Origin of the sequence: Nocardioides segetis (assembly GCF_051390595.1) — a bacterium.
Lineage (GTDB): Bacteria > Actinomycetota > Actinomycetes > Propionibacteriales > Nocardioidaceae > Nocardioides.
Genome location: NZ_JBNINR010000013.1, coordinates 68,954 through 93,112 on the forward strand (window position 1 = coordinate 68,954; position 24,159 = coordinate 93,112).

Annotated in this window: 22 protein-coding genes; 13 read left to right on the forward strand and 9 right to left on the reverse strand. The window is 71.9% G+C overall.

What is annotated here, in order from left to right; translation table 11 throughout:
- Nucleotides 1-2: 2 nt before the first annotated feature.
- The 3 genes from ACPZVR_RS19470 to ACPZVR_RS19480 form a co-directional block, all read right to left on the reverse strand.
- On the reverse strand, nt 3-815 hold the full coding sequence (locus tag ACPZVR_RS19470; RefSeq protein ID WP_436701335.1) for a septum formation family protein: 813 nt from the start codon (nt 813-815) through the stop codon (nt 3-5).
- A gap of 68 nt (nt 816-883) precedes the next feature.
- Nucleotides 884-1,384, reverse strand: coding sequence for a flavodoxin family protein (locus tag ACPZVR_RS19475; RefSeq protein ID WP_436701336.1), 501 nt, complete (start codon nt 1,382-1,384; stop codon nt 884-886).
- Nucleotides 1,385-1,393: 9 nt separating this feature from the next.
- On the reverse strand, nt 1,394-3,634 hold the full coding sequence (locus tag ACPZVR_RS19480; protein WP_436701337.1) for a catalase: 2,241 nt from the start codon (nt 3,632-3,634) through the stop codon (nt 1,394-1,396).
- A gap of 217 nt (nt 3,635-3,851) precedes the next feature.
- Between ACPZVR_RS19480 and leuA the strand changes: the two genes are divergently transcribed.
- The 4 genes from leuA (at nt 3,852) to ACPZVR_RS19500 (ending at nt 8,364) form a co-directional block, all read left to right on the forward strand.
- The gene (gene leuA, locus ACPZVR_RS19485; RefSeq protein WP_436701338.1) at nt 3,852-5,609 is read left to right on the forward strand and encodes a 2-isopropylmalate synthase; all 1,758 of its coding nucleotides are present in this window, start codon (nt 3,852-3,854) and stop codon (nt 5,607-5,609) included.
- A 7-nt stretch (nt 5,610-5,616) separates the two neighbouring features.
- Nucleotides 5,617-6,489, forward strand: coding sequence for an alpha/beta fold hydrolase (locus tag ACPZVR_RS19490; RefSeq protein ID WP_436701339.1), 873 nt, complete (start codon nt 5,617-5,619; stop codon nt 6,487-6,489).
- 155 nt (nt 6,490-6,644) lie between these two features.
- A complete protein-coding gene (gene recO / locus ACPZVR_RS19495) occupies nt 6,645-7,397 on the forward strand; it encodes a DNA repair protein RecO (protein WP_282404167.1) in 753 nt (250 codons plus the stop codon).
- A 139-nt stretch (nt 7,398-7,536) separates the two neighbouring features.
- Entirely contained in the window at nt 7,537-8,364 is an 828-nt protein-coding gene (locus ACPZVR_RS19500; protein ID WP_436701340.1) for an isoprenyl transferase, read from the forward strand.
- A gap of 210 nt (nt 8,365-8,574) precedes the next feature.
- Here the strand turns inward: ACPZVR_RS19500 and ACPZVR_RS19505 are convergent, their stop codons facing one another.
- Genes ACPZVR_RS19505 through ACPZVR_RS19515 form a run of 3 tightly spaced genes read right to left on the reverse strand, consistent with a single transcriptional unit; the run spans nt 8,575 to nt 11,431 of the window.
- Nucleotides 8,575-9,582, reverse strand: a complete 1,008-nt coding sequence (locus ACPZVR_RS19505) for a metal ABC transporter permease (RefSeq protein ID WP_436701341.1) — start codon at nt 9,580-9,582, stop codon at nt 8,575-8,577.
- Nucleotides 9,579-10,412, reverse strand: a complete 834-nt coding sequence (locus ACPZVR_RS19510) for a metal ABC transporter ATP-binding protein (protein ID WP_436701342.1) — start codon at nt 10,410-10,412, stop codon at nt 9,579-9,581. The genes ACPZVR_RS19505 and ACPZVR_RS19510 overlap by 4 nt, the downstream gene beginning before the upstream one ends.
- A complete protein-coding gene (locus tag ACPZVR_RS19515; RefSeq protein ID WP_436701343.1) occupies nt 10,409-11,431 on the reverse strand; it encodes a metal ABC transporter substrate-binding protein in 1,023 nt (340 codons plus the stop codon). Before ACPZVR_RS19515 ends, ACPZVR_RS19510 begins: the two co-directional genes overlap by 4 nt.
- 82 nt (nt 11,432-11,513) lie before the next feature.
- Here ACPZVR_RS19515 and ACPZVR_RS19520 point away from each other — a divergent pair, with 82 nt between their 5' ends.
- From ACPZVR_RS19520 to ACPZVR_RS19540, 5 genes are all read left to right on the forward strand, one after another.
- Nucleotides 11,514-11,828 (forward strand): antibiotic biosynthesis monooxygenase, encoded by a 315-nt coding sequence (locus ACPZVR_RS19520; RefSeq protein ID WP_436701344.1) that lies wholly within the window; start codon nt 11,514-11,516, stop codon nt 11,826-11,828.
- A gap of 70 nt (nt 11,829-11,898) precedes the next feature.
- Nucleotides 11,899-13,296: a glycine--tRNA ligase gene (locus ACPZVR_RS19525; RefSeq protein ID WP_436701345.1), complete on the forward strand. Its 1,398-nt coding sequence runs from the start codon at nt 11,899-11,901 to the stop codon at nt 13,294-13,296.
- Entirely contained in the window at nt 13,290-14,072 is a 783-nt protein-coding gene (locus tag ACPZVR_RS19530) for a hypothetical protein (RefSeq protein ID WP_436701346.1), read from the forward strand. The genes ACPZVR_RS19525 and ACPZVR_RS19530 overlap by 7 nt, the downstream gene beginning before the upstream one ends.
- Nucleotides 14,069-15,211 (forward strand): tRNA dihydrouridine synthase DusB, encoded by a 1,143-nt coding sequence (dusB, locus tag ACPZVR_RS19535; RefSeq protein WP_436701347.1) that lies wholly within the window; start codon nt 14,069-14,071, stop codon nt 15,209-15,211. Before ACPZVR_RS19530 ends, dusB begins: the two co-directional genes overlap by 4 nt.
- A gap of 155 nt (nt 15,212-15,366) precedes the next feature.
- Nucleotides 15,367-16,221: a VldE C-terminal domain-containing protein gene (locus ACPZVR_RS19540; protein WP_436701348.1), complete on the forward strand. Its 855-nt coding sequence runs from the start codon at nt 15,367-15,369 to the stop codon at nt 16,219-16,221.
- Nucleotides 16,222-16,247: 26 nt separating this feature from the next.
- On the opposite strand, the gene ACPZVR_RS19545 is transcribed toward ACPZVR_RS19540, so the two are convergent.
- Nucleotides 16,248-18,356, reverse strand: coding sequence for an MMPL family transporter (locus ACPZVR_RS19545; RefSeq protein ID WP_436701349.1), 2,109 nt, complete (start codon nt 18,354-18,356; stop codon nt 16,248-16,250).
- Between the two features lie 152 nt (nt 18,357-18,508).
- Between ACPZVR_RS19545 and ACPZVR_RS19550 the strand changes: the two genes are divergently transcribed.
- The 4 genes from ACPZVR_RS19550 to ACPZVR_RS19565 all read left to right on the forward strand — a co-directional run bounded on the left by ACPZVR_RS19550 (nt 18,509) and on the right by ACPZVR_RS19565 (nt 22,172).
- On the forward strand, nt 18,509-19,720 hold the full coding sequence (locus tag ACPZVR_RS19550) for a sensor histidine kinase (protein WP_436701350.1): 1,212 nt from the start codon (nt 18,509-18,511) through the stop codon (nt 19,718-19,720).
- Nucleotides 19,717-20,385 carry a response regulator gene (locus ACPZVR_RS19555; RefSeq protein WP_436701351.1) on the forward strand — a complete coding sequence of 223 codons (669 nt, stop codon included), beginning with the start codon at nt 19,717-19,719 and terminating at the stop codon, nt 20,383-20,385. The genes ACPZVR_RS19550 and ACPZVR_RS19555 overlap by 4 nt, the downstream gene beginning before the upstream one ends.
- Before the next feature lie 87 nt (nt 20,386-20,472).
- Entirely contained in the window at nt 20,473-20,904 is a 432-nt protein-coding gene (locus ACPZVR_RS19560; RefSeq protein WP_436701352.1) for a hypothetical protein, read from the forward strand.
- 44 nt (nt 20,905-20,948) lie between these two features.
- Nucleotides 20,949-22,172 (forward strand): deoxyguanosinetriphosphate triphosphohydrolase, encoded by a 1,224-nt coding sequence (locus ACPZVR_RS19565; protein ID WP_436701353.1) that lies wholly within the window; start codon nt 20,949-20,951, stop codon nt 22,170-22,172.
- Nucleotides 22,173-22,269: 97 nt separating this feature from the next.
- On the opposite strand, the gene ACPZVR_RS19570 is transcribed toward ACPZVR_RS19565, so the two are convergent.
- Both ACPZVR_RS19570 and ACPZVR_RS19575 read right to left on the reverse strand, forming a co-directional pair.
- On the reverse strand, nt 22,270-23,217 hold the full coding sequence (locus tag ACPZVR_RS19570; protein ID WP_436701354.1) for a hypothetical protein: 948 nt from the start codon (nt 23,215-23,217) through the stop codon (nt 22,270-22,272).
- Between the two features lie 54 nt (nt 23,218-23,271).
- Complete coding sequence (locus ACPZVR_RS19575; protein WP_436701355.1) at nt 23,272-24,078, reverse strand: L,D-transpeptidase; 807 nt, start codon at nt 24,076-24,078, stop codon at nt 23,272-23,274.
- Between the last annotated feature and the right edge of the window lie 81 nt (nt 24,079-24,159).

Here is a 24,159-nt window from a genome sequence, read left to right on the forward strand (position 1 = left end):
CGTCACTCACTCGTCCTCGCCCAGCACACGGACCGGCGTACCCCGGCCTCCCACTCGGCCTTGTGGAAGAACGTGAAGCCGTACTCGTACTCTGCCGGGTAGTTGAGCCACGCCTGGACCGACGTCGAGCAGAACGACCGCGTCCGGCTCTCCATCACCCGGTCGCCCGGGTAGGGGTCCTCGGGCTGCCCGAGCTTCACCGTGGTCACCGCACGCCAGTCGTGCTTCTGCGAGCACGGCACCTTCTCGCCCTCGGCGACCGAGGGACCGCGGGCACAGCTGAGCCACACGTCCGGCGGGCGTCCGGCGAGCATGCCCTTCGCCGTCTCCGGGAGGGGCCGGTACGTCGTGCTGGCGGTGCTGCCGCCGAGCACGTCGCAGCGGTACCACCGCGCTCCCTTGTCCCACGCCTTGGCCGACGGGCGGAACCACGCCCAGCTGAGCGTGGTGCGCAGCACCAGGCTCTCGTCGGCGCCGACGAACGTCGCGAACTCCGTCGAGCACGTCCGATAGGCGAAGTGACCCAGCTCCGCGTCGTCGTAGTCGGTGTCGTCGAACTCCTCGGGGAGCTCGCCGGTCGCGAAGGTCTCGGCGGTGTGCTCCTCCGAGCAGGGGACCGTCGCGGTCGCGTTCGCGGGCAGCGCGACGTCGTCCGGGGTCAGGTTGCGGCACACCCCGCTCTCGGGGACCTCGAGGGAGTCGACCTGGTCGTCGTCGGTGTTCTTGCCCTGGCTCTCGCTGCCGCAGGCCGCGAGCAGGGGCACCACGAGCAGGAGCGCGAGGATCCCGGCCACGCGGACGGCACGATGCAGCATCCGGTGTCAGAGCCCCTCTCGTGACGTCGGCATCCAGGTCGGAGAACAGGTCGGTCGCAGGTCGGTGATCAGTCGGTCAGGAGTGCCGCGATCGTAGCGCCCAGCGCATAGGCCGCCTCCAGCGCGGCGTCGTCGACGGGACCCAGCACGGCCAGCACGTCGTAGCCCTGGCGCCAGTCGAGGGCACCGACGATCGACTGCACGGACCGCTCGGCGCCGGTCAGGTCGTAGCGGCCGTGCAGCCACAGGCCGTACGGCCGCCCGGCCGTCTCACCGCCGCCGTCGGCGGGCGCCCCGGTCGGGTCCAGGGCGCCGCCGACCGCGAGGAAGGTGGAGTCGAAGAAGTGCTTGAGCGCACCGCTCATGTACCCGAAGTTCGCGGTCGTGCCGAGGACGTAGCCGTCGGCGCCGAGGACGTCGTCCGCCGTGGCCTCCAGCGCGGGACGCACCACGACGTCGACCGCTGTGTCGGCCTGCACGTCCTCGTCCTGCGCGCCGGCGACCACCTGCTCGAGCAGCGCCTGCATCGAGCGGCTGGGGGAGTGGTGGACGATCAGGAGCGTCGGCACCCGACCAGGCTAGACGGTGTCCTCGACCTCGGTGGCGAACCGCTCCCAGGTCCGATGGGTGCCCAGCAGGTCCTGCACCTGAGCGAGGACGTCGGGGCCCGCACTGGCGGTGGCGACGCCCGGGGCGTCGACCGGCACGGCCGCCACCCCGAGGGCGTCGAGCCCCGCGCCCCAGGCCCCGATCGCCTTGGCGTGGCGGAAGGCCTCCTCGAGCAGCAGGACGACGCGCGGGTCGAGGGTCGGGCTGTCGGCGGCACCGGCCTTGGCGTCGCTGGCCGGGAGTGCGTCGGGGGCCGGCGGTGGGCACCCGGCGACCAGGAGGGCGTCGTACTCCACGGAGCGGGCCGTGGCGAACGTGCGCTGGACGTCGAGGTCGCCGACCGTGCCGCCGTGGGGGCCGATCAGCAGCGGCACCATCCCGGCCGCCAGGACGGTGGCGCGGACGTCCGCGACGTCGTCGAGTGCGCCGCCGGGGTCGACCACGATCCCGAGCACGCGGCCGTCGGCGGGCCACGGTCCACCGGTGAGCTGCGAGAGCGCCGGACTCGGTACGACCTCCGCCGGCTCCCCGTCGGACTCGGGCTCCGGCGCGGGCAGCCCCAGCGCCGTCGCGACCTCGCGGCAGAGGGTGGCGTCGATGCGGGCCAGCGCCTGCAGCTGGCGCTCCTTGACGGCCTGCTCGAAGCACTTGCCGAGCTCGAAGGAGTAGGCCCGGACGATGTGCTCCTTCTCGACCGGGCTCATGCTCGCCCAGAACAGCCGGGCCTGGCTGAAGTGGTCGTCGTACGACGCGGGCTGGGCGCGCACCTTGCGGCCCTCGACGTCCCGGGCGGCCTCGACGAAGGCGCGGGTCTCCTCGTCGGAGAGGTCGGTGCCGGCGTGGAACGGGCAGCCACCGTCGAGCGAGTTGGGCCGGTACGGCGCCACGCCGGCGTGCACCGCGTGCTGGTGGAAGCCGTCGCGGAGCATGTCGTTGACCGGCGCGTGCGGCCGGTTGATCGGGATCTGGTCGAAGTTCGGCCCGCCGAGGCGGGTGAGCTGCGTGTCGACGTACGAGAAGAGCCGGGCCTGCATCAGCGGGTCGTCGGTGACGTCGATGCCGGGGACGAGGTGCCCGACGTGGAAGGCGACCTGCTCGGTCTCGGCGAAGAAGTTGGTGGGGTTGCGGTCGAGCACCATCCGGCCGATGGGCTGCACCGGCGCGAGCTCCTCGGGCACGATCTTCGTCGGGTCGAGCAGGTCGATGCCCTCGAACATCTGCTCCGGGGTGTCCTCGAACACCTGGACCCCGAGCTCCCACTCGGGGAAGGCGCCCGACTCGATCGCGTCGGCCAGGTCGCGCCGGTGGAAGTCCGGGTCGAGGCCGCCGATCAGCTGCGCCTCCTCCCAGGTGAGCGAGTGGATGCCCAGCCGCGGCTTCCAGTGGAACTTGGCCAGCGAGGTCGTGCCGTCGGCGCGGGTGAGCCGGAAGGTGTGGACGCCGAAGCCCTCCATCATGCGGTAGGAGCGCGGGATGCCCCGGTCGGACATGTTCCACAGTGCGTGGTGCTGCGCCTCGGTGTGGAGTGACACGAAGTCCCAGAACGTGTCGTGTGCGCTCTGCGCCTGCGGGATCTCGCGGTCCGGGTGCGGCTTGCCGGCGTGGATGACGTCGGGGAACTTGATGCCGTCTTGGATGAAGAAGACCGGGATGTTGTTGCCGACCAGGTCCCAGACGCCCTCGTCGGTGTAGAACTTCGTGGCGAACCCGCGGGTGTCGCGCACGGTGTCGGCCGAGCCGCGCGACCCGAGCACGGTCGAGAAGCGGACGAAGACCGGCGTCCGCTTGCCCTTCGCGAACAGCCCGGCGCAGGTGACGGTGTCGGCGGTGCCGTAGCCCTCGAAGTAGCCGTGGGCGCCGGCGCCGCGCGCGTGCACGACCCGCTCGGGGATGCGCTCATGGTCGAAGTGGGTGATCTTCTCGCGCAGGTGGTGGTCCTGCAGCAGGGTCGGCCCACGCTCGCCGGCCTTGAGGGAGTGGTCGGTGTCGTGCACGCGGACGCCGGTGGCCGTCGTCAGCCACCGGCCCTGCTGGCCGAGCGCGCGGGGGTCGGCGCCGGTCTCGGCGCCGGTGGGCGTGCGGGTCTCGGGCGTGCCCTGGTCGGGCTTCGGGGGCAGGGGGTCGACTGGGTCAGTGGGCTCGGCCAGGCTGGGGGGCACCGCGGCGGGGGCGCCGGGGATCGGGTCCTGCTTCGGGTCCTTGGCGTTCATGGGGGGCTCCTCGGGTTGCGGACCCCCGCGCGGTACCCGGGCACCGCCGCGGGACACCGGGGGGCGCCGAGGCCGCGGGCTGCTAAGGTGGCTCCCATCATGACGCGAGCCCTCCTTCTTAGCGGCCGCAGCGAGGTCTGATCAGCCGGACCCCCTCGCTGCGGAGTGAGTCGCGCGCCCGGCGCCCCATCTCGTCACTCACGTACCCGAGGAAGTCATGAGCACCCAGCGCGTCACCATCCCCAGCCAGCAGTCGAGCGGGATGCCCTATCACCGCTACACCGCCTTCGAGCCGGTCACCGTGCCCGACCGCACCTGGCCCGACCGGAAGATCACCCGCGCCCCCCGGTGGCTCTCCACCGATCTGCGCGACGGCAACCAGGCGCTCATCGACCCGATGAGCCCCTCGCGCAAGATGAAGATGTTCGAGCTCCTCGTCCAGATGGGCTACAAGGAGATCGAGATCGGCTTCCCGGCCGCCAGCCAGACCGACTTCGACTTCGTGCGCCAGCTCGTCGAGGAGGACCGGATCCCCGACGACGTACGGGTGTCCGTGCTCACCCAGGCCCGCGAGGACCTGATCGCCCGCACCGTCGAGTCGCTGAAGGGCGCCGACAAGGCGACCGTCCACCTCTACAACGCGACCGCGCCGCTGTTCCAGCGCGTGGTCTTCAACGTCACCGAGGCCGAGTGCATCGCGATCGCCACCCGCGGCACCGAGTGGGTGATGAAGTACGCCGACCAGATGCTCGACGGCACCGACTTCGGCTACCAGTACAGCCCCGAGATCTTCACCCAGACCCCCACGGACTTCGCCATCGAGGTCTGCGAGCGGGTCTCCGACGTGTGGCAGCCGGAGGAGGGGCGCGAGATCATCCTCAACCTGCCGGCGACCGTCGAGATGTCGACGCCCAACACCTACGCCGACCAGATCGAGTACTTCTCCCGCCACCTCACCCGCCGCGCCCACTCGGTGATCAGCCTGCACCCCCACAACGACCGCGGTACGGCGGTCGCGGCCACCGAGCTCGCCCTGATGGCCGGCGCCGACCGGGTCGAGGGCTGCCTGTTCGGCCACGGCGAGCGCACCGGCAACGTCGACCTGGTCACCCTCGGGATGAACCTGTTCAGCCAGGGCATCGACCCGCAGATCGACTTCTCCGCGATCGACGAGGTGCGCCGCACCGTCGAGTACTGCACCCAGCTGCCCGTGCACCCGCGCCACCCGTGGGCCGGCGACCTGGTCTACACCGCCTTCTCCGGCTCCCACCAGGACGCCATCAAGAAGGGCCTGGAGGACCTCGACCGGATCGCGGCCGAGCAGGGCAAGCCGGTCGGCGAGATCCCGTGGGAGGCGCCGTACCTGCCGATCGACCCGAAGGACGTCGGCCGCACCTACGAGGCGGTCATCCGGGTCAACAGCCAGTCCGGCAAGGGCGGCGTGGCCTACGTCCTCAAGGCCGAGCACAGCCTCGACCTGCCGCGCCGCGCGCAGATCGAGTTCAGCCGGGTCATCCAGCAGCACACCGACGCCCAGGGCGGTGAGGTGACGCCGGAGGACATCTGGACGATCTTCCGCAAGGAGTACCTCGACCGCGAGACTCCCTACAGCCTGGTCTCCTTCTCGTCGGTCACCAGTGAGGACGGGGACGACCGCCAGGAGGTGCGTCTGGTCGTGCGCGGCGAGGAGCAGACCTTCACCGGCATGGGCAACGGCCCGGTCGCGGCATTCGTCGACGGCATGCGCCAGGCCGGCGCGGACATCCGGGTCCTCGACTACGCCGAGCACGCACTCTCGTCGGGCGGCGACGCCGTCGCGGCGGCGTACGTCGAGTGCGAGGTCGCCGGCGAGATCGTCTGGGGCATCGGCCTGCACCACAACATCGTCACCGCCTCGCTGCGGGCGGTGGTGTGCGCGGCCAACCGGGCGCGGGCGACCACGATCCCGGCCGCGCCGGTCGAGCCGATCGGCTGATCCGGCCATGGGTCGCGCCGCGCTGGCCTCCGAGAAGGTCGGACAGGTCCTCGTCTCGGGCCGGCGCGGCCGCGACCGCCTCGAGTTCACCGAGTACGGCGCCGGGGAGGCCTGGGTCGTGCTCGTCCCGCCGCTGCTCGTGCCGCGCCGGGTGCACGACCGCACGGCGCGGATGCTCGCCTCGAACGGCCTGCACGTGGTGGTGCTCGACCCGCTCGGCCACGGCCGCTCCGATCGCCCCGCCGACCCGCTGTCGTACTCGGTGACCGCGTTCGCCGAGCAGGTCGTCGCGCTCCTCGACCACCTCGGGGCGCCGCGCGCCGTCGTCGGCGGCAGCTCGCTCGGCGCCAACGTCGCGCTCGAGGTGGCGGCGATCGCCCCGGAGCGGGTCACCGGCCTGCTGCTCGACGGCCCGGTCCTCGAGAACGCCCTCGGCGCCCAGCTCGCGCTGCTCGGCCCGGTCCTCGCCACGGCCCGCTTCGCGCCGTTCGCGCTGGCGGCGCTGCGACTGGCGACCCGGCCCCTGCCGCGGCGCCTCGCCCCGGAGTGGGTCCGGCTGTCCCTGGAGACCCTCGACGCCCGGCCGGGCGAGGTCGCCGCCGTGGTCCGCGGCGTGCTCTTCGGTCGGTTCGCTCCCACCGGCGCCGAGCGCGCGGCGCTCGCCGTGCCCACGCTCGTCCTCGCCCGGACCGCCGAACCGTTCCACCCGGCCGGCGACGCCGAGCTGGTCGCCGGCGAGATCCCGGGCGCGGTGCTCGAGCGCGCGGCCGCGCCGCTGGAGTGGCGCCGGCGGCCCGAGCGGCTCGACCTCGTCGTCACCCGGTTCGTCCGGGAGTGTGCGCGCCCGGCCCGGCGGGGGCGTCGTACCCGATCCTCCTGACGCTGCCCCATCCGCGTCGGTCGCATCGCACCCGGCATCGCGGCCGCTCCCGGGTCCGATCCGCGACCCGGGTTGCGGGTACGACGCCGAGGACCGGGCCCGGGCTGACGGGGTGGCGCCGGGCTTTCGCCCGGCCGAGGCAGCACAATGGAGGGGTGCCGCTCTACCGTGACGAGGCGATCGTCCTGCGCACCCGCAAGCTGGGTGAGGCGGACCGCATCGTCACGCTGCTGACCCGCGACAACGGGGTGGTCCGCGCGGTGGCCAAGGGCGTGCGCCGGACGACCTCGCGCTGGGGCTCGCGGCTGGAGCCGTTCACCCACGTCGACCTGCAGCTCGCCGAGGGGCGCAACCTCGACACGATCACCCAGGCCGAGACCCGGGCGGCCTACGCCGCGCCGCTGGGTGCCGACTACGACCGCTACACCGCGGGCACCGCGATGCTGGAGACCGCCGAGCGCCTGGTCGTCGAGGAGCGCGAGCCGGCCCGCCAGCAGTTCGCGCTGCTGCTCGGTGGGCTCAACGCGATGGCCGCGGGTGCGCGCAACCCCTGCCATGTCCTCGACTCCTACCTGCTGCGGGCCCTGGCCATCGCCGGCTACGCGCCCGCCTTCGTCGACTGCGCCCACTGCGCCCGCCCGCCGGTCACCGCGACGGGCGAGCTCGGCCACCACCGCTGGTTCAACCCGTCGATGGGGGGAGTGCTGTGCTCCACCTGCCGCATCCCCGGCTCCGCCACGCCGGCCCCGGAGACGCTGACCCTGCTCGGTGGACTGCTCGCCGGCGACTGGCCGGTCGTCGAGGCCGCCGACCCGCGCCATGTCCGGGAGGCCAGCGGCCTGATCGCGGCGTTCGTGCAGTGGCAGCTGGAGCGAGGACTCCGCTCCCTGGCGTATGTCGAGCGCTGAGGTCGCAGGAATCGCCGGTCGACCGGCGATTCCGTCACTTGTCGGCCGTTGCAACGCCCGACAAGTGACAGAACTGCCCGTCAAGTGTCACCGGTGATGCCCAGGTGACGCGCCAGGTGCGCCTGACAGACTGCTCCCCGTGACCCGCTCCACCCGTCGTACCCGCGCCGCCGCGGCGGCCGCCGCCACTCGCGGCCCGGTCCGCCCGCCCACGCCGCACCCGTCCGGTGTCCGCCCGCCGGCGATCCCCGCCGAGCTGGTCCCGCACCACGTGGCCATCGTGATGGACGGCAACGGCCGCTGGGCCAAGGAGCGGGGCCTGCCGCGCACGAAGGGGCACGAGGAGGGGGAGTCCAGCCTGTTCGACGTGGTCGAGGGCGCGATCGAGATCGGCGTGAAGGCGATCTCGGCGTACGCCTTCTCCACCGAGAACTGGTCGCGCAGCCCCGACGAGGTGAAGTTCCTCATGGGCTTCAACCGCGACGTGATCCGCCGGCGTCGCGACGAGATGCACGAGCTCGGAGTCCGGGTCCGCTGGGCCGGGCGCGCTCCCCGGCTGTGGAAGTCGGTCATCACCGAGCTGCAGGTCGCCGAGGAGATGACGCGGCACAACGACGTCCTGACCCTGACGATGTGCGTCAACTACGGCGGGCGCTCCGAGCTGGGCGACGCGGCGAAGGCGCTCGCCCGCGACGTCGCCGCCGGGAGGGTCAACCCCGACAAGGTCGACGAGCGCACCCTGGGGCGCTATCTCTACGTCCCCGAGCTGCCGGACGCCGACCTGATCTGGCGCACCTCCGGCGAGCAGCGGCTCTCCAACTTCATGCTCTACCAGGCGGCGTACGCCGAGTTCGTCTTCTCCGACGTGCTCTGGCCCGACGTTGACCGCCGCCACCTCTGGGCGGCCATCGACGCGTACGCCCGGCGGGACCGCCGCTACGGCGGCGCCGAGCCGAACCAGCTCTGACTCCGGCCGAGCGTCATCCCTTCAGCCGGTCATCGCGGAGCGAAGCCGGCCCGGAGCCGCAGGGAGCGAGGAACGAGCGACCGGAGGTGCAGGGAGGCGCCGTTCCGCGAGCCGGCGGTCTTGCCGCCAGCGGAAGGCAGGACCTATGCAAGCCGACTGCGCGGCCGGCAGCGTGGCGCGAGGAACGAGCGACACGCTCGGCCCATCGAACTAGTGCTCGTCGTAGTGGGAGCCGTGGACCGCGTGCCGATGCCCGTCGTGGACATAGTCGACATGGTCGTCGTGGGGGACCGCGAGGTGCCCGCAGCCGGGGCCGTGGGCGTGCGGGTGCTCGCCGCACGCGTCGTGCTCGGGAGCCGCCTGGCCCGAGGCGAAGGGCTCGCGCAGACGGGCACGCCGACGCAGCCAGATCCCGACCGGCCAGGTGAGCGCGTAGAGGGTGAGGGCGAGGAGCACGATCGTGGGTCCCGGCTGGACGGTGACGCCGCTGGGCGCGAGCGCCGCGAGCGTGAGGCCGCCGACGGCGGCCAGCGTGCCGAGGAGTACGGCGGCGGCCATCGTCGCGCGGAACGAGCGTGACACCTGCTGGGCGGTCGCCACGGGGATGACCAGCAGCGCGGAGACCAGGAGCAGTCCGACCGTGCGCATCGCGACGGTCACGCTCACGGCGGCCAGCGCCGCGACCAGCAGGTTGTAGGCACGCACCCGCAGCCCGGCGACCCGTGCGAAGTCGGCATCCTGGGCGATGGCGTAGAGCTGGGGGGCCAGGCCGACGCAGAGCACGACGACGACCGCCGCGAGGACCATCGTGGTCAGCACGTCGCCGACCGAGATCGCGGTCAGCGAGCCGAACAGGTAGCGGCCGATGGTCTGCGTGCCCTGGCCGTCGAGCCCGGTGATGAGCAGGCCGCCGGCGAGCCCGCCGTAGAACATCAGGGCGAGGGCGACGTCGCCGTTGGTGCGGCCCTTCTCCCGGATCAGCTCCATCAGGAAGGTGGCGAGGACGGTGATCACGACCGCCGTCCAGATCGGCGAGGCCCCGGTCACCAGGCCGATCGCCACGCCGGTGACGGCGACGTGGCCGATGCCGTCGCCCATCAGCGCCATCCGGCGCTGGACGAGGTAGGTCCCGATCATGGGAGCGGCGATGCCGGTCACGAGGGCGGCGATCAGGGCCCGCTGCATGAACGGCAGGGAGAAGAGCTCGGCCGGGCTCACGGGCGTTCCGTTCCGGGAGTGTCGACGGGGGCGGAGATCTGCGGCGACCGGTCGCCGGCGCGCGGCTCGGCCACCGGGTGATGGTGGTGGGTGTGCGGCTCGGCGAACCACGACGAGTGGACCTCGTGGTCGGCCAGCGGGGCGCCGTCGTGCGCGATCCTGCCGTCGCGCATGACGACGCACCGGTCGACCAGGGGCGCGAGCGGCCCGAGCTCGTGGGCGACCAGCACGATGGTGGCGCCGTCGTCCTTGAGGTGGCCGAGGGTGTCGGCGAGGATCTGCTGGTTGGGCAGGTCGACGCCGGCGGTGGGCTCGTCGAGGAAGAAGAGATCCGGCTCACCGGCGAGTGCCCGCGCGATGAGGACCCGTTGCTGCTGACCGCCGGACAGGTCGCCCACCGACTCCCGGCGCCGGTCGCTGAGCCCGACGACGTCCAGCGCCCGCTCGACCGCGGCCCGGTCGGCCCGGCTCAGCGGCCGCAGCAGGCGGCGGCGGGTGAGCCGGCCGGAGGCGACGACCTCCCAGACCGAGGACGGTACGCCGGACGCGGCCGAGGCGCGCTGCGGGACGTAGCCGACACGCTGCCAGTCGGCGCGCCGGTCGAGCGGTGCCCCGAACAGGCGCACCTCGCCCGTGGTGAGCGGGTTCAGGCCGACCAGGGCCCGGACGAGCGTCGACTTGCCGGAGCCGTTCGCCCCCATCAGCGCGACGAACTCGCCGTCGCGCACGACGAGGTCGACCCCGCGCAGGATCGGGCGTCCGCCGAGCGCGACGCTGCCGTCGTGCAGCGCGACGGCAGCATCGGCGACAGGAGCGGAGGCAGTCGTCATGAGCACCCGTTGGCGGCCCGCAGGGCCGACAGGTTGGAGCGCATGAGGGACAGGTAGTCGAGGTCCGCGGTCTCCTCGGTGAGGCCCTCGATCGGGTCGAGGACCTTGCTCTCGATGCCGAGGTCGTCGGCGAGGGTGTCGGCGAGCTTGGGGCTGACGAGCGTCTCGCTGAACACCGTGGTGATCCCCTCCCGCTCGATCAGCTGCTGGAGCTCCGCGATCGCGGCCGGGGTCGGCTCGGCGTCGGGGGTGAGGCCAGCGATCGGTGCCATGTGCAGACCGTACTTCTCCAGGTAGCCGAACGCGTCATGGGACACCACGATCGTGTCGCGCTCGCACGTGGCCAGGCCGGTCGTGAACTCCTCGTCCAGGGCCTCCAGGTCGCCGCGCAGGTCGGCGGCGTTGGCCGCGAAGTCGTCGGCGTGGTCGGGGTCGAGCTCCGCCAGCGAGGCTGCCACGGCGTCGCCGTACGCCGCCACCCGGATCGGGTCGTGCCAGAAGTGGGGGTCGGACTCGCCGTGGTCGTGCGCCTCCTCCCCGTCCTCGTCCGCGTGCTCGCCCTCCTCGGCGTGCTCGCCCTCCTCGGCGTGCTCGCCCTCCTCGGCGTGCTCGCCCTCCTCGTCCGCGTGCTCGTCGGCGTGCTCCTCGAACGGCTCGAGCTCGACCACGTCGGTGACGTCCAGCGTCGCGCCGCCGGCGTTCTCCGCGACCGTCTCGTCCACGGCGGGCTGGAACTCGCTCTCGAAGACCACGAGGTCGGCGTCGGCGATCCGGGCGGTGTCCTGCACGTTGATCTCGAGGTCGTGCGGCTCGACGCCGGCCTTGGTGAGCGAGGTGACCTTCGCGTGGTCGCCGGCGACCCGCGCGGCGACGTACTCGAGCGGGTAGAAGGCGGCGACGACGTCGATCGTGCTCCCGCCCGCATCGGACCCCCCGTCGCCGTCGTCCGACAGCGCCGAGCAGCCGGTGGCGGAGAGGGCGAGGGCGGTGACGGCGGCGAGGGCCTTCCAGGAGCGCATGAGAATCATTCTCATCCGAGGCGGCGTCGCCGTCAAATCGCGCCGGGCCGCTCCGGCGTCCCGTCCTGCGTAGAGTGCGGCCGTGCTCGTCGTGAACCGCTTCCGTGCCGGGACCGATCCGGTCGGGCTCCGCTCCGATCTCGAGCTCGTCCACGGCCTGCTGGCCGCGCAGGCCGGGTACGTCGACGGCTGGGTCGGGCGCAACCTGGACGACCCGGACCTGTGGACGCTGACCACGCGCTGGATCAACGTCGGCGCCTACCGACGCGCCCTGTCGACGTACGACCTCAAGCTGCACGGCGTCCCCGTGCTCAGCAGGGCGCTCGACGAACCCGGCGGCTACGAGGTGGTCGAGCCCGATGCGGTCCTCAACGTGGTGGAGTCTCGCGTAACCTAGGTGGTTGCTCCGCGAGTCAGCTCACAAACCCGCTCGGCAGCCAGCCGGGCTCGTCCCATAAGGAAGTCCCGTGGCCAAGCCGCCCCCGTCCACCGTCGACCAGGTCGTCTCCCTCGCGAAGCGCCGTGGCTTCGTCTACCCCTGCGGGGAGATCTACGGAGGCACCCGCTCCGCCTGGGACTACGGCCCGCTCGGCGTCGAGCTCAAGGAGAACATCAAGCGGCAGTGGTGGCGCTCCATGGTCCAGAGCCGCGACGACGTCGTCGGTCTCGACTCCAGCGTGATCCTGCCCCGGCAGACCTGGGAGGCCTCGGGCCACGTCGCCACCTTCACCGACCCGCTCACCGAGTGCCAGTCGTGCCACAAGCGGTTCCGCGCCGACCACCTGCAGGAGGCCTACGCGGAGAAGAAGGGGATGGACAACCCCGACGACGTACCGATGTCCGACATCGCCTGCCCCAACTGCGGCACCCGGGGCGCGTGGACCGAGCCGCGTCAGTTCTCCGGCCTGCTCAAGACCTATCTCGGCGTCATCGAGGACGAGACCGGCCTGCACTACCTGCGCCCCGAGACGGCGCAGGGCATCTTCCTCAACTTCGCCAACGTCGTCACCTCCCAGCGGATGAAGCCCCCGTTCGGCATCGCGCAGATCGGCAAGAGCTTCCGCAACGAGATCACGCCGGGCAACTTCATCTTCCGCACCCGCGAGTTCGAGCAGATGGAGATGGAGTTCTTCGTCAAGCCGGGCGAGGACGAGGAGTGGCACCAGTACTGGATCGACGCCCGCACGAAGTGGTACACCGACCTCGGCATCGACCCGGCCAACCTGCGCCACTACGAGCACGCCCAGGAGAAGCTGTCCCACTACTCCAAGCGCACGGTCGACATCGAGTACCGCTTCAACTTCGCCGGCTCCGAGTGGGGTGAGCTCGAGGGCATCGCCAACCGCACCGACTTCGACCTGTCGACGCACTCCGAGGCCTCGGGCAAGGACCTGTCCTACTTCGACCAGGCGTCCAACACCCGCTACGTGCCCTACGTCATCGAGCCGGCAGCGGGGCTCTCCCGCAGCCTGATGACCTTCCTCGTCGACGCCTACGCCGAGGACGAGGCGCCCAACACCAAGGGCGGCGTCGACAAGCGCACCGTGCTCCGGCTCGACCCGCGCCTGGCCCCGGTCAAGGCCGCGGTGCTGCCGCTGAGCCGCAACGAGGACCTGACGCCGCGGGCCAAGGCCGTCGCGACCGAGCTGCGCGCGCTGTGGAACGTCGACTTCGACGACGCCGGTGCCATCGGCAAGCGCTACCGCCGCCAGGACGAGATCGGCACGCCGTACTGCGTCACCGTCGACTTCGACACCCTCGACGACCAGGCCGTCACGGTCCGCGACCGCGACACCATGTCCCAGGAGCGGGTGGCCCTCGACAAGCTGACGACCTACTTCGCCGAGCGGCTCGTCGGATGCTGACCGTCGTCCGGCCGCTCGCCGTGCCGGCGCTCGCCCTCGCGGTGGCCGTCGGCCTGTCGGCGTGCGGATCGGACGACGGCGAGGACGCCGACCGGGCCCAGCCGAGCCACTCCGCCACCAGCGCGGGCCCGGAGACCTATCTCCCCGTGCCCGACGACGTCACCCTCACCGAGCCCGGGACCGCCCTCGGGCTCGGTGAGCAGGGCGTCGTCGCGTTCCAGCGACGCCAGGACGAGATCGGTGTGCTCGCGGTCGACGTGCGCAGGGTCGAGCGGACCTCGTTCGAGGAGTCCTTCCCGGGCTGGAACGTCGACGACGTGACGGCCGCGCGGACGCCGTACTTCGTGCGGGTCGAGGTCACCAACGTCGGTGACGTCGACCTCGGTGGGATGCGCCTCGACAACGTGCTGTGGGGTGACGACGGCGCCACGCTCGAGGCGCCCAACTACTACACCGCCGACCAGCTGCCGGTCTGCTCCGGCGACCCGCTGCCGACGCCCTTCGCGGCGGGTGCCACCGCCGAGCTGTGCCAGGTCTACTTCATCGCCCCGAACCGGGCGCTGGAGCGGGTCTCGTTCTCCCCGTTCGGCGGTCTCGACGCCGTCACCTGGAGCGGCGAGCTGAGCCCGGTGAGCAAGCCCGGCGCGAAGGGCAAGGGCGGCAAGGGCGCGGGCGAGAAGGGCGCGGGCGAGAAGGGCACGGGCGAGAAGGGCACGGGCGAGAAGGGGGCCGGCGGGGCCTCCGCGTCGGCCCCGCCGTCCGGCGACGCGTCGTGACCGGGCTGCGTCTGGGCTCCCTCGAGGTGCCCACCCCGGTCGTCCTCGCCCCGATGGCGGGCATCACCAACGCCGCCTACCGCCGGCTGTGCGCCGAGCACGGCGCCGGCCTGTACGTCTGCGAGATGATCACCAGCCGGGGCCTGGTCGAGGGCGACGAGACCACCCGCCGGATGCTCGTGTTCGACGAGGCCGAGAAGGTCCGCTCGGTCCAGCTCTACGGCACCGATCCGGTCTACGTCGGCCAGGCGACCAAGATCCTGTGCGAGGAGTACGCCGTCGCCCACGTCGACCTCAACTTCGGCTGCCCGGTGCCGAAGGTCACTCGCAAGGGCGGCGGGGGCGCGCTCCCGTGGAAGCGCAACCTGCTCGGTCGCATCCTCGAGGAGGCGGTGGCCGCCGCGGCGCCGTACGGCGTGCCGGTGACGATGAAGACCCGCAAGGGCCTCGACGACGACCACCTGACCTATCTCGACGCGGGGCGCATCGCCCAGGAGGCCGGCTGTGCGGCGATCGCGCTGCACGGTCGCACCGTCGCACAGGCCTACTCCGGCCAGGCCGACTGGGACGCCATCGCCGACCTCGTCGCGCACGTCGACATCCCGGTCCTGGGCAATGGCGACATCTGGGAGGCCGCCGACGCGCTGCGGATGGTCGAGGAGACCGGCGCTGCCGGAGTCATCGTCGGTCGCGGTTGCCTGGGCCGTCCGTGGCTGTTCCGCGACCTGGCGGCGGCCTTCTCCGAGGAGGGACCCGGCGTGACCACCCTGCCCACGCTGGGCGAGGTGGCCGCGATGATGCGCCGGCACGCCGAGCTGCTGTGCGAGCACATGGGGGAGGAGCGGGGCTGCAAGGAGTTCCGCAAGCACGTCACCTGGTACCTCAAGGGCTTCCGCGCCGGCGGCGAGCTGCGCCGCTCGCTGGGGCTGGTCGACTCGCTCGCCGCCCTCGACCGGCTCCTCGCCGAGCTCGACCCGGCCGAGCCGTTCCCGGCCTCCGAGCTGGGCGCCCCCCGGGGCCGACAGGGCGCGCCCCGGCACCGGGTCGTGCTCCCGGAGGGCTGGCTCGACGACACCGACGGCCTCAGCGGCGGCGGGATCGGGGTGCTCGAGGAGGTCGACGAGACCACCGGCGGCTGAGGCTCCGGCTCCGGCTCCGGGTGGCCCGGCTCACGTCGCCGAGCGGTCTCACCAATTGGTTGAAGGCTTGATCTCTGTGCTCTACTCGCACGATGCTCTGGCGCAGGTCAGAGTCCTCGGGATGAATCTGTAAGCGACAGCAAAGGAATCAGCGCGTGGCCACCAGCCACAAGCGGGAAACCGCGCGACGTACGCCCCGAGCCGCCGTCCTGGCCGGCTCCCTCGCCGCCCTCGCGACCACCGCGGTCGTCACGGGGGGCGTCCTCAACTCCCCGGCGCCCGACGCCGACCTGATCGCGGTCGACCGGTCGAAGTCCGCCGCCGGCTCCGTCGGCGACAGCGGCGCCCGGGTCCCGGTGCTCTCCCGCAGCACCGACCGGTCCGCCGATGCCATCGGCACCAAGCTCGACGCACTGCTCGCCGAGAACGCGACCGCCCAGGCGATCGCCACGGCCGAGAAGCGCCGCTGGACCTCCGCGCCCCTCAACCTGTGGACCCGGCCCGACCAGCAGGCCAAGGAGGTCGGCGAGATCGAGGAGGGCGAGAAGGTCCTCGTCACGGGCCGCACGTACGGCGAGCGCGCCGAGGTCGTCGTCGAGGGCAAGTCCCGGTGGGTCACGGCGGGCTACTTCACCGACGAGAAGCCGCCGACCCTGGGGGGCGCCTGCACCAACGGCACCTCGGTCCCCGCGGCGGTGAGCGAGAGCATCAAGAAGGTCCACGCGGCCGTCTGCGCGAACTTCCCGCAGGTCAGCGTCTACGGGACGCTGCGCGGTGGCGGCGGCGACCACCCGCGGGGCAAGGCCGTCGACATCATGATCTCCGGCGCCGTCGGCTGGGAGATCGCGGAGTTCGTCCGCGCCAACTACGCGGCCCTCGGCGTCTCCTACGTCATCTACGCCCAGAAGATCTGGTCGGTCGAGCGCTCCGGTGAGGGGTGGCGGGGCATGTCCAACCGCGGCTCGGCGACGGCGAACCACTACGACCACGTGCACGTCTCGGTCTTCTGAGCCCTGCCAATCGCGTCGGATGGAGACTACGGGCGCGATGCGGCGGTATCGATCGTGGCCGGCGCTGGTGTGCCCGGCCACCACGTGCGATCTCCGAGGAGCCTCACGAGGGCAGGGAAGAGGAAGGTGCGGACGACGAGGGCGTCCATCAAGACACCGACGGCGACCGCGATGCCGACCTCGGCGACCGTGACGTCTGGGAGCTGGGCCAAGGTGAAGAACGTCCCGGCGAGTACCAGACCGGCGGCGGTGATCACCCCGCCGGTGTGGGTGAGCCCGTGCCAGATGGCTCCGGTGGTGTCCCTCCGGCGCCGTTCCTCGCGGATCCGCGCGGCGAGGAAGATGTTGTAGTCCACGCCGAGGGCGACCAGGAAGACCAGAATGTAGACGAACAGGTCTGCCGCGACCGGTCCGTATCCTCGCACATGCTCGAAGATCGCCCATGAGATGCCGAAGGACGCGACCAGGCTGAGCAGCACGGTGCCGAGCACGAGCAGGGCGGCGACGACCGAGCGCAGCAGCAGCCCGATCACGAGGGAGACGACGAGCAGCAGGAGCGGTGCGACCAGCAGTACGTCGTCCAGAGCCGCATCCTTGTAGTCGAGCTGCACGGCGGGCATGCCGCCGACGATGGTGCCGGGAACGGCGTCTGCGGCGTCGGATCGCAGGTTGTGCAGGAGGTCGTGTCCTACGTCGCCGTAGGCGGGGATCGAGAGATCGACACGCAGGCTCGCGCGGTCACCGGGAAGCTCCTCGCTGGGAGTGACGGCGCCGACGCCGACCAGCTGCTGCGCCACCGCGGTGACCTCGTCCACCTCCGCCGCGCCCGCTCCTTCGGGCATGACGACCGTCAGCGGCGGCTGCAGACCTTCGCGGAAGTGCTCGTGGGCGACGGCATAGCCGTCGACGGACTCGCTGCCCGGCGGGACCTTGTCGATGGGGTCCGCGCTCACCGAGACGCCGGTGGTGAGGAACGCGAGGGCGACCAGCGCTGCGGTCACGAGGGCGGCGATCGGCCTGGGCCGCCGGACGACTAGGTCGGCTGCACGGGCCCAGATCCGGTGCCGGCCGACGCGCTCGGGGTGTTGGGGCGAGGGCACCCGGGGCCAGAAGACCCCACGCCCGAGGACCGCCAGTAGTGCCGGGAATGCTGTGAGCATGGCGGCGAGGGCGATCACCACGCCAGCGGCCGCGATCGGGCCGAGGCCACGGAGTCCAGCCAGGCTGGCCACGAGCAGGCAGAGCAGGCCGAGTACGACGGTGCCGGCGCTGGCGAGCAGAGCGGGCGCGGTCCGCTGTACCGCGACCATGATCGCATCGTGGTGATCCTCGTAGTGGACGAGCTCCTCGCGGTAGCGGTTGAGGAGCAGCATCGCGTAGTCGGTGGCCGCGCCGAAGACGAGCACGATCAAGATCGCCGAGGACAACTCGGTTACGGTCACTCCGGCATCACCGAGCAGGTAGATGGCTCCCCGGGCGACCTGGACCGCCAGCACCGCGGCGAGGAGCGGCAAAAGCCACAGCACCGGGCTCCGATACGTGACCAGCAGCAGGACCGCGACGATCAACATGCTGGTCAGCAGCAGTGCCGCGTCGACGTCGCCGGCGTTGTTGTCCACACTCAGGGCGGCCTCGCCGCTCACATAGACGTCGACGTCAACGCTGGGCTCGGCCACCATGTCGCGAAGCTCCGGGACCACGTCCTCTGCAACGTCCTCGGATAGCCCGTCCACGACGATCAGCGCGGCGGCACCGTCGTCCGAGATCTCCACTCCCGACACCGATATCCCGTCGGCGTCCTGCAACTCGGCCGCGACCTGAGCACGCTGGTCCGCGATCGCGGCCAGATCGCCGTCGGTGAGTCGGTCCGACGCGGCGTAGACAACCAGCGCGGTGCTTGTCTCCTCTCCGCCAGCCGACTCGATCAGCGCGGCGACCTCGGTCGATTCGGCGCCGGTGGGCAGGAACGCCGCGATGTCCTCGCGCTCGACGTCGCCGATCTTCTCGGCCAGCGGAGTGGCAAGGACCGCCATCAGAACCCAGCCGAGCAGCACGATCCACTTCCACCGACGCAGTGCGACTCCACCGCGGGCTCGGACGGTCGTCGTGCTGGTGGCCGGGCGCGTGTTCCTCATGCGTCCAAGTCCATCCGAGCCGACCGTCTCGGACATCGCCGCCGACGGCGATCTGTCGCAGCGTGCTGTCGCCGCTACGGGGTAGGCCGAGCCGGCCGAACTCACTCTCGAGAGTGAGTCTCCGCCTCGTGCCGATGCCTAGCATGGTGGCTGTGACCCGGTCGACAATGCTGCTCGCCCTGCGAGTCGGTGTACCCGCGGCGGTCGGTGTGCCAGCCCTCCTTGACCAGGCCAACGAGGAGAACAGTCCCGAGGCGTGGGCGCTGTGCGTCCTCGTCGTCGTGCTCAGCACAGCCGGCTCTTTCGGCCGAGACCGTGCGCCTGTCCGGTCGTTCCTGGCCGTCCTGGCGGCAGGCGTGGCCACCCAGCTAGCCGCGGCTGCCGGCGGAGTCGACGTCACCACGCTGGTCGTTCTCCCGCTCGGGTTCGGGTTCTACTTCCTCGGCCGGTTCGCTGCGACCAGACCGTCTGCGATCACGGCCGTGGCGTCGATCCTCCTCATGCTGGGAGCTCTCGCGCTCAACCAGGTGACCGCCGCTCCCGAGCGTGGTGGCGGCCTCGACGTCGTCGCCGTCGTCCTCGCACTACCTCTCGGCTGGGCCGTCGGTCTAGTCGTGCGCACCCGGGAGCAGGAGCTCGATCAGGCGCGCCGCGACCGGGAACACCGACTCGACCTCGAGGATCGCCGGGTCGCCGACGCCCGCACCCAGGAGCGGCTCGCGATCGCCCGCGACATGCACGACGTCGTCGCGCACTCGCTGACGACACTCACCGTCCATGCTGAGGTTCTCCGGTCCCGAGCCGGTGAGCTTCCTCCGTGGGTCAACGACCGCGTCGATGCACTGGCCACCGCTGGCCGGCAGGCGAACTGCGAGTTGCACGGACTGCTCACCACGCTCCGCCAGGAACGCCCAGCCGTGGAGTCCCTTGGGCATCGGCCCCCGGAGCCGGCGCCCCGGCTCGGCGACCTGTCCCACCTGGCCACCGCCGTCGAACAGTCCGGTCAGCACGTCACTTGGGACATCGGCGGCGCCGGAGACCTCTCCCGATTGCAGGAAGCAGCCCTCTACCGCGTCGCACAGGAGTGCCTCAACAACGCCCGACGCCATGCCCCCGGCGCAACCACCCGCGTGCGCGTCGCGCGGGAGGCCGGGGTGCTCGTGTTCGAGGTGACCAACGAGCCGCCGAGATGTGGCCCGCCGGCTTCGCAGGACCGGCCAGGCTTGGGATTGCTCGGCATCGAGGAGCGGGTGACTGCCCTCGGCGGTGAGGTGCGCCACGGCCCCACCGCAGAAGGCGGGTTTACCGTCGTCGGGCGCGTGCCCGTCCTGCCCGCCTCCGCTGGAATCGGGGCGGCGTCATGACCGTCGCGGAGACGCAGGTCACCGTCGTCATCGTCGATGACGACGCACTGGTCCGCGACGGCATCGCCGCGATCCTGGACGGCCAGCCGGGCATCGCCGTCATCGGCCGCGGGGGCGACGGGCGCGATGCGGTCTCGCTCTGCAATGAGCTCGAACCCGACGTTGTCCTGCTCGACATTGAGATGCCCCGACTTGACGGATTGCAGGCACTCGAGGAGATCAAGCGCAGCGCTCCGCATGTCGCCGTGGTGATGCTGACCACCTTCGACACGGGTCCGTATATCGACCAGGCGCTCCGCGGGGGTGCCGTCGGGTTCCTGCTGAAGAGCTCCACCTACGAGCAGTTGGTCGCCGCCGTCCGGTCGGCGCGTGACGGCCATACCATGCTGAGTCCGTCGGTCACCCGTCATGTCGTAACGGGGTACCTCGCCGCCCGGCGTCCTCCCGACTCCGACGATCTCTCCCGAGTCCAGAAGCTGACCCGTCGCGAACGAGAGGTGCTCGAGCTCATCGCCACCGGCGCGCCGAACAGCGACATCGCGGCCGCGCTCCACCTGAGCGAACACACCGTGAAGACACACGTATCGCACATCCTGACCAAGACCGGATGCGCGGATCGAACCCAGGCCGCCGTCCTAGCGCATCGGATCGTGCGTGACTCGTAGTCTGCGGTGTCGAGGTACGGCACTCCGCGCGCGCTGCCCTGTGGATAGCCGTTCGCCCGGTGCGCCACCGCGGGTCATGCTGCACGCATGATCCGACGCGATGCTCGGCCGCGTATCCGCAACCAACGCGACCTGGACCGGACCTGGCGCGATTGGCTCCGCCGCCGCGACCATCCGCCCGCCGGCACCACCTGCCTGTTCGTGTTCGTCGACGGGAGGGCCACGCGGCGCGCGGTCACGTTCACGGACCTCGACGGCCCGCTGGACGACCTGCAGGTGTGTCGTCTGTCCCGGTGGATCCGGGGTGTCCTCGAGGACACCGACGGCTGGCGCGTCGCCTTCCTGATGTCCCGGTCCGGCGACGGGGCCGTCGACGAGCGCGACCAGGACTGGGCGACGTCCCTGTACGCCGCGGCGCGCCGCGCGGCCGTGGCGTGCGACGTCGTGCACCTCGGGGTCGGCGCCGAGGTGCGCCCACTCCCGCTCGACGCGCTGCCGGCGCGCGCCTTCGACATCTGAACGACCGGTCGGCCCGGCGGCGGACCCGTCGATAGGGTCGGCCCGTGGACCAGGTCGAGCGGCGGTACGACGCGCACGCACGGGAGCGGATCGTGCCCGAGCCGCCGAAGCGCGTCGAGGCGCCCGAGCGGCTGCCCTTCGAGCGGGACCGGGCGCGGGTGGTCCACGCGGCGTCCTTCCGGCGTCTGGCGGCCAAGACCCAGGTCGTCGGGCCGCAGAGCGACGACTTCGTGCGCAACCGGCTGACCCACAGCCTGGAGGTGGCCCAGATCGCGCGTGACCTCTCCCGCGCGCTGGGCACCCATCCCGACATCACCGAGACGGCCGCGCTGGCCCACGACCTCGGTCACCCGCCGTTCGGCCACAACGGGGAGCGCGCGCTGGCCGAGCTGGCGGCCGGGTGCGGTGGGTTCGAGGGCAACGCGCAGACCCTGCGGCTGCTGACCCGCCTCGAGGCCAAGACACCCGGTGCCGGCCTCAACCTCACGCGGGCGACCCTCGACGCCTGCACCAAGTACCCGTGGGGCCGCCACGAGGCGCCCGAGCACGCCGGCAAGTTCGGCGTGTACGACGAGGACCGGGCCGCCTTCGACTGGCTCCGCGCCGGTGCGCCCGCGGGCGGGCGCTGCGTCGAGGCGCAGGTGATGGACCTCGCCGACGACGTGGCCTACTCCGTCCACGACGTCGAGGACGGCACGGTCGCCGGCAAGGTCGACCTGACCCGCCTCGACAGCGCCGCCGTGTGGGACACCGTGCGGGTCTGGTACCAGCCTGACGCGACCGACGCGGAGCTCGACGACGTCCTCGACCGGCTGCGGGCGGTCGGCAGCTGGCCGCGGGCGCCGTACGACGGTGGTCGGGCGGGCCTCGCCGCGCTGAAGAACCTCACCAGCGACCTGATCGGACGCTTCTGCGGCGCGGTCCAGCAGGCCACCTTCGCGGCTGCCGAGGGGCCGTTCGTCCGCTATGCCGGCGACCTGGTGATCCCGGAGGCGACCTGGTCGGAGATCACGGTCCTCAAGGGCATCGCCGCCCACTACGTGATGGAGGACGCCGACCGGGTCGCCCTCCAGGTGCGCCAGCGCGAGCTCCTCGCCGCCCTCGTCGAGGTGCTCCTCGACCGCGGTCCCGACGCCCTCGACGAGATGTACGCCGCCGACTGGCACGCCGCCGCCGACGACGCGGCCCGCACCCGGGTCGTGATCGACCAGGTGGCCTCGCTCACCGACGCCAGTGCGGTCGCCTGGCACCAGCGCCTGCTCGGCTGACCACCCGCGGACGCGCTGGCTCGAGCTGGGCCCGGTCGAAATGGGATCGACCCGTCGCGTTTGAACGCGACGGGTCGATCGGATGGAGCGGGAAGGGTCAGCCGGTGACCGGGACGTGGTCCTTGACCGGCTTCGGCGACGGAGCGTCGTCCGGCGCGGGCGCCCGGTCGCTGGTCACAATGCCGCAGGTCGCCGAGGCGACGGTCAGCTTGATCTGGTCGAGCACGTTCAGGTAGAGCGCGTCGACGGTGAAGGTCCCGTCGGCGTTGGCCGTCTGGCGGTTCACCACGAGCTCGACGATCGGCGGGACACCCGCGACGTCGGGGATCTTGATGGCCTGGTTGGCCTGCTTGGTGTCGATCTTGACCGGAAGGCCCAGCGCGCTCAGGTCGGCGATCGTGGTGGTGCCCGTGTTGCCGTTGCAGCGCGCCTCGACGGCGCCGGCGCCGACGACCTTCAGCTTGCCCCGGAGCACGTCGCACAGGCCGCTGAGCTCGAGCTTGGTGAGCTTGCTGATGTCGAGGGCGCCGAGTGCGCCGAGGTTGAGCGGGGTGTCCTTGGTGGCCGAGCCGACCTGGTCGAGGACGCCCTGCAGGTTGGTGAGCAGCGGCGCGAGCACCGTGGTGTCGAGCGGCTCGGTCAGCTGGCCGAGGGCGGCGGTCAGGTCGTCGCAGGCCGCGCCGAGCGGTTGGGTCAGCGCGTCCAGCTGCGGGATCGCCAGCAGCCCGTCGCCGACCGCGAGATCCGTCACGCTGGCGGTGGCCGCGCCGTTCTGGGCGGACGCGTTGATGATGCCGCCGCTGGCGACCGGGTTCTTCGGGAGGCCGACGAGGGAGTCGCTCTTGAGGGAGCCGTCCGTCGAGGTGACGGTCGGCAGCGGCTCGATCACCGCGTTGCCGGCGATCGAGAGCTCGAGGCCGAACGCCGAGGACGGCGTGCCGGCCGCGGTCGCCGAGCTGCCCGCGAGCAGGGAGACGGACGCCGCCGCTCCCGCGACCAGGAGGAGCGCGCCGGCCGCCGGAGCCAGGTGCCGCTTGTTCTTCATCGGTGTTCCCTTCGTCATCATCATGTGTCCCCGAGAGCGGGTGAGAGGTCGAGGTCAGGCCTCGTCGACCAGGACGACGGTCCCGAGCGGCACCGTGCGCAACAGTTCGAGGGCGTCATCGGGCACCCGCACGCAGCCGTGGCTGATCGCCTTGCCGAAGACCGACGGGTCCGTCCAGCCGTGCAGGGCCACCGTGCCGGGCCCGCCGCCGTAGGAGTCGAGCGTCTCGCTGTGACTGCCCAGCGGCAGGATCACCGGCGAGAACGGCTGCTTGTCGTCGATGATCTGCCCGAGCACGAAGGTCCGGCCGACCGGCGTCGGAGTGCCGCTCGCCCCGATCGCCACCGTCCAGGTGCCGACCAGCGCGTCGTCCTCGAACAGCTCGAGGGAGCGCTCGCCCAGGTGCACCTTGATCAGGAACCGGCTGCGCGCCTCGGTCAGCTCCGAGCCGCGGATCCACCCCGTCGACCCGTTGGGCTTCGAGGGCAGCAGCACCTGCACCCAGTCGCGGTTGCGGGTGATCACCGGAAGCCAGGTGTCGCCGAACTGCGTCGCCTTGATCTTCGCGAACGGCGTGCCCTCGGGCTCGTCGTACAGCGCGGTCGTCCGCTTCGGGTGCACCACCGTGCCCTTCGGCACGTTCATGGGCCGCGGATCGGGCGGCGCGTCCGCGATCGTGGTCATGGTGGAGCTGGTCGGCAGGTCCTTCAGGTCCAGGTCGACCGAGGAGATCGGCGCCGCCCGCGGCGTCGTGTCGTCCTCGCCGTCCTTGAGCACCATGACGAGGGCGGAGACGGCGAACAGGAGAACGACGAGCGTGACCGGCCAGCTGGTGCGGCCGCGCGCCGGCGCCTGCTCCATGCCCGGTCCCTCCCCGAACGCTCATGACCCGTGACCCCTTCGTACGGTCCTCCCGTCAGGCCAACGAGCCACCTGTGGGCG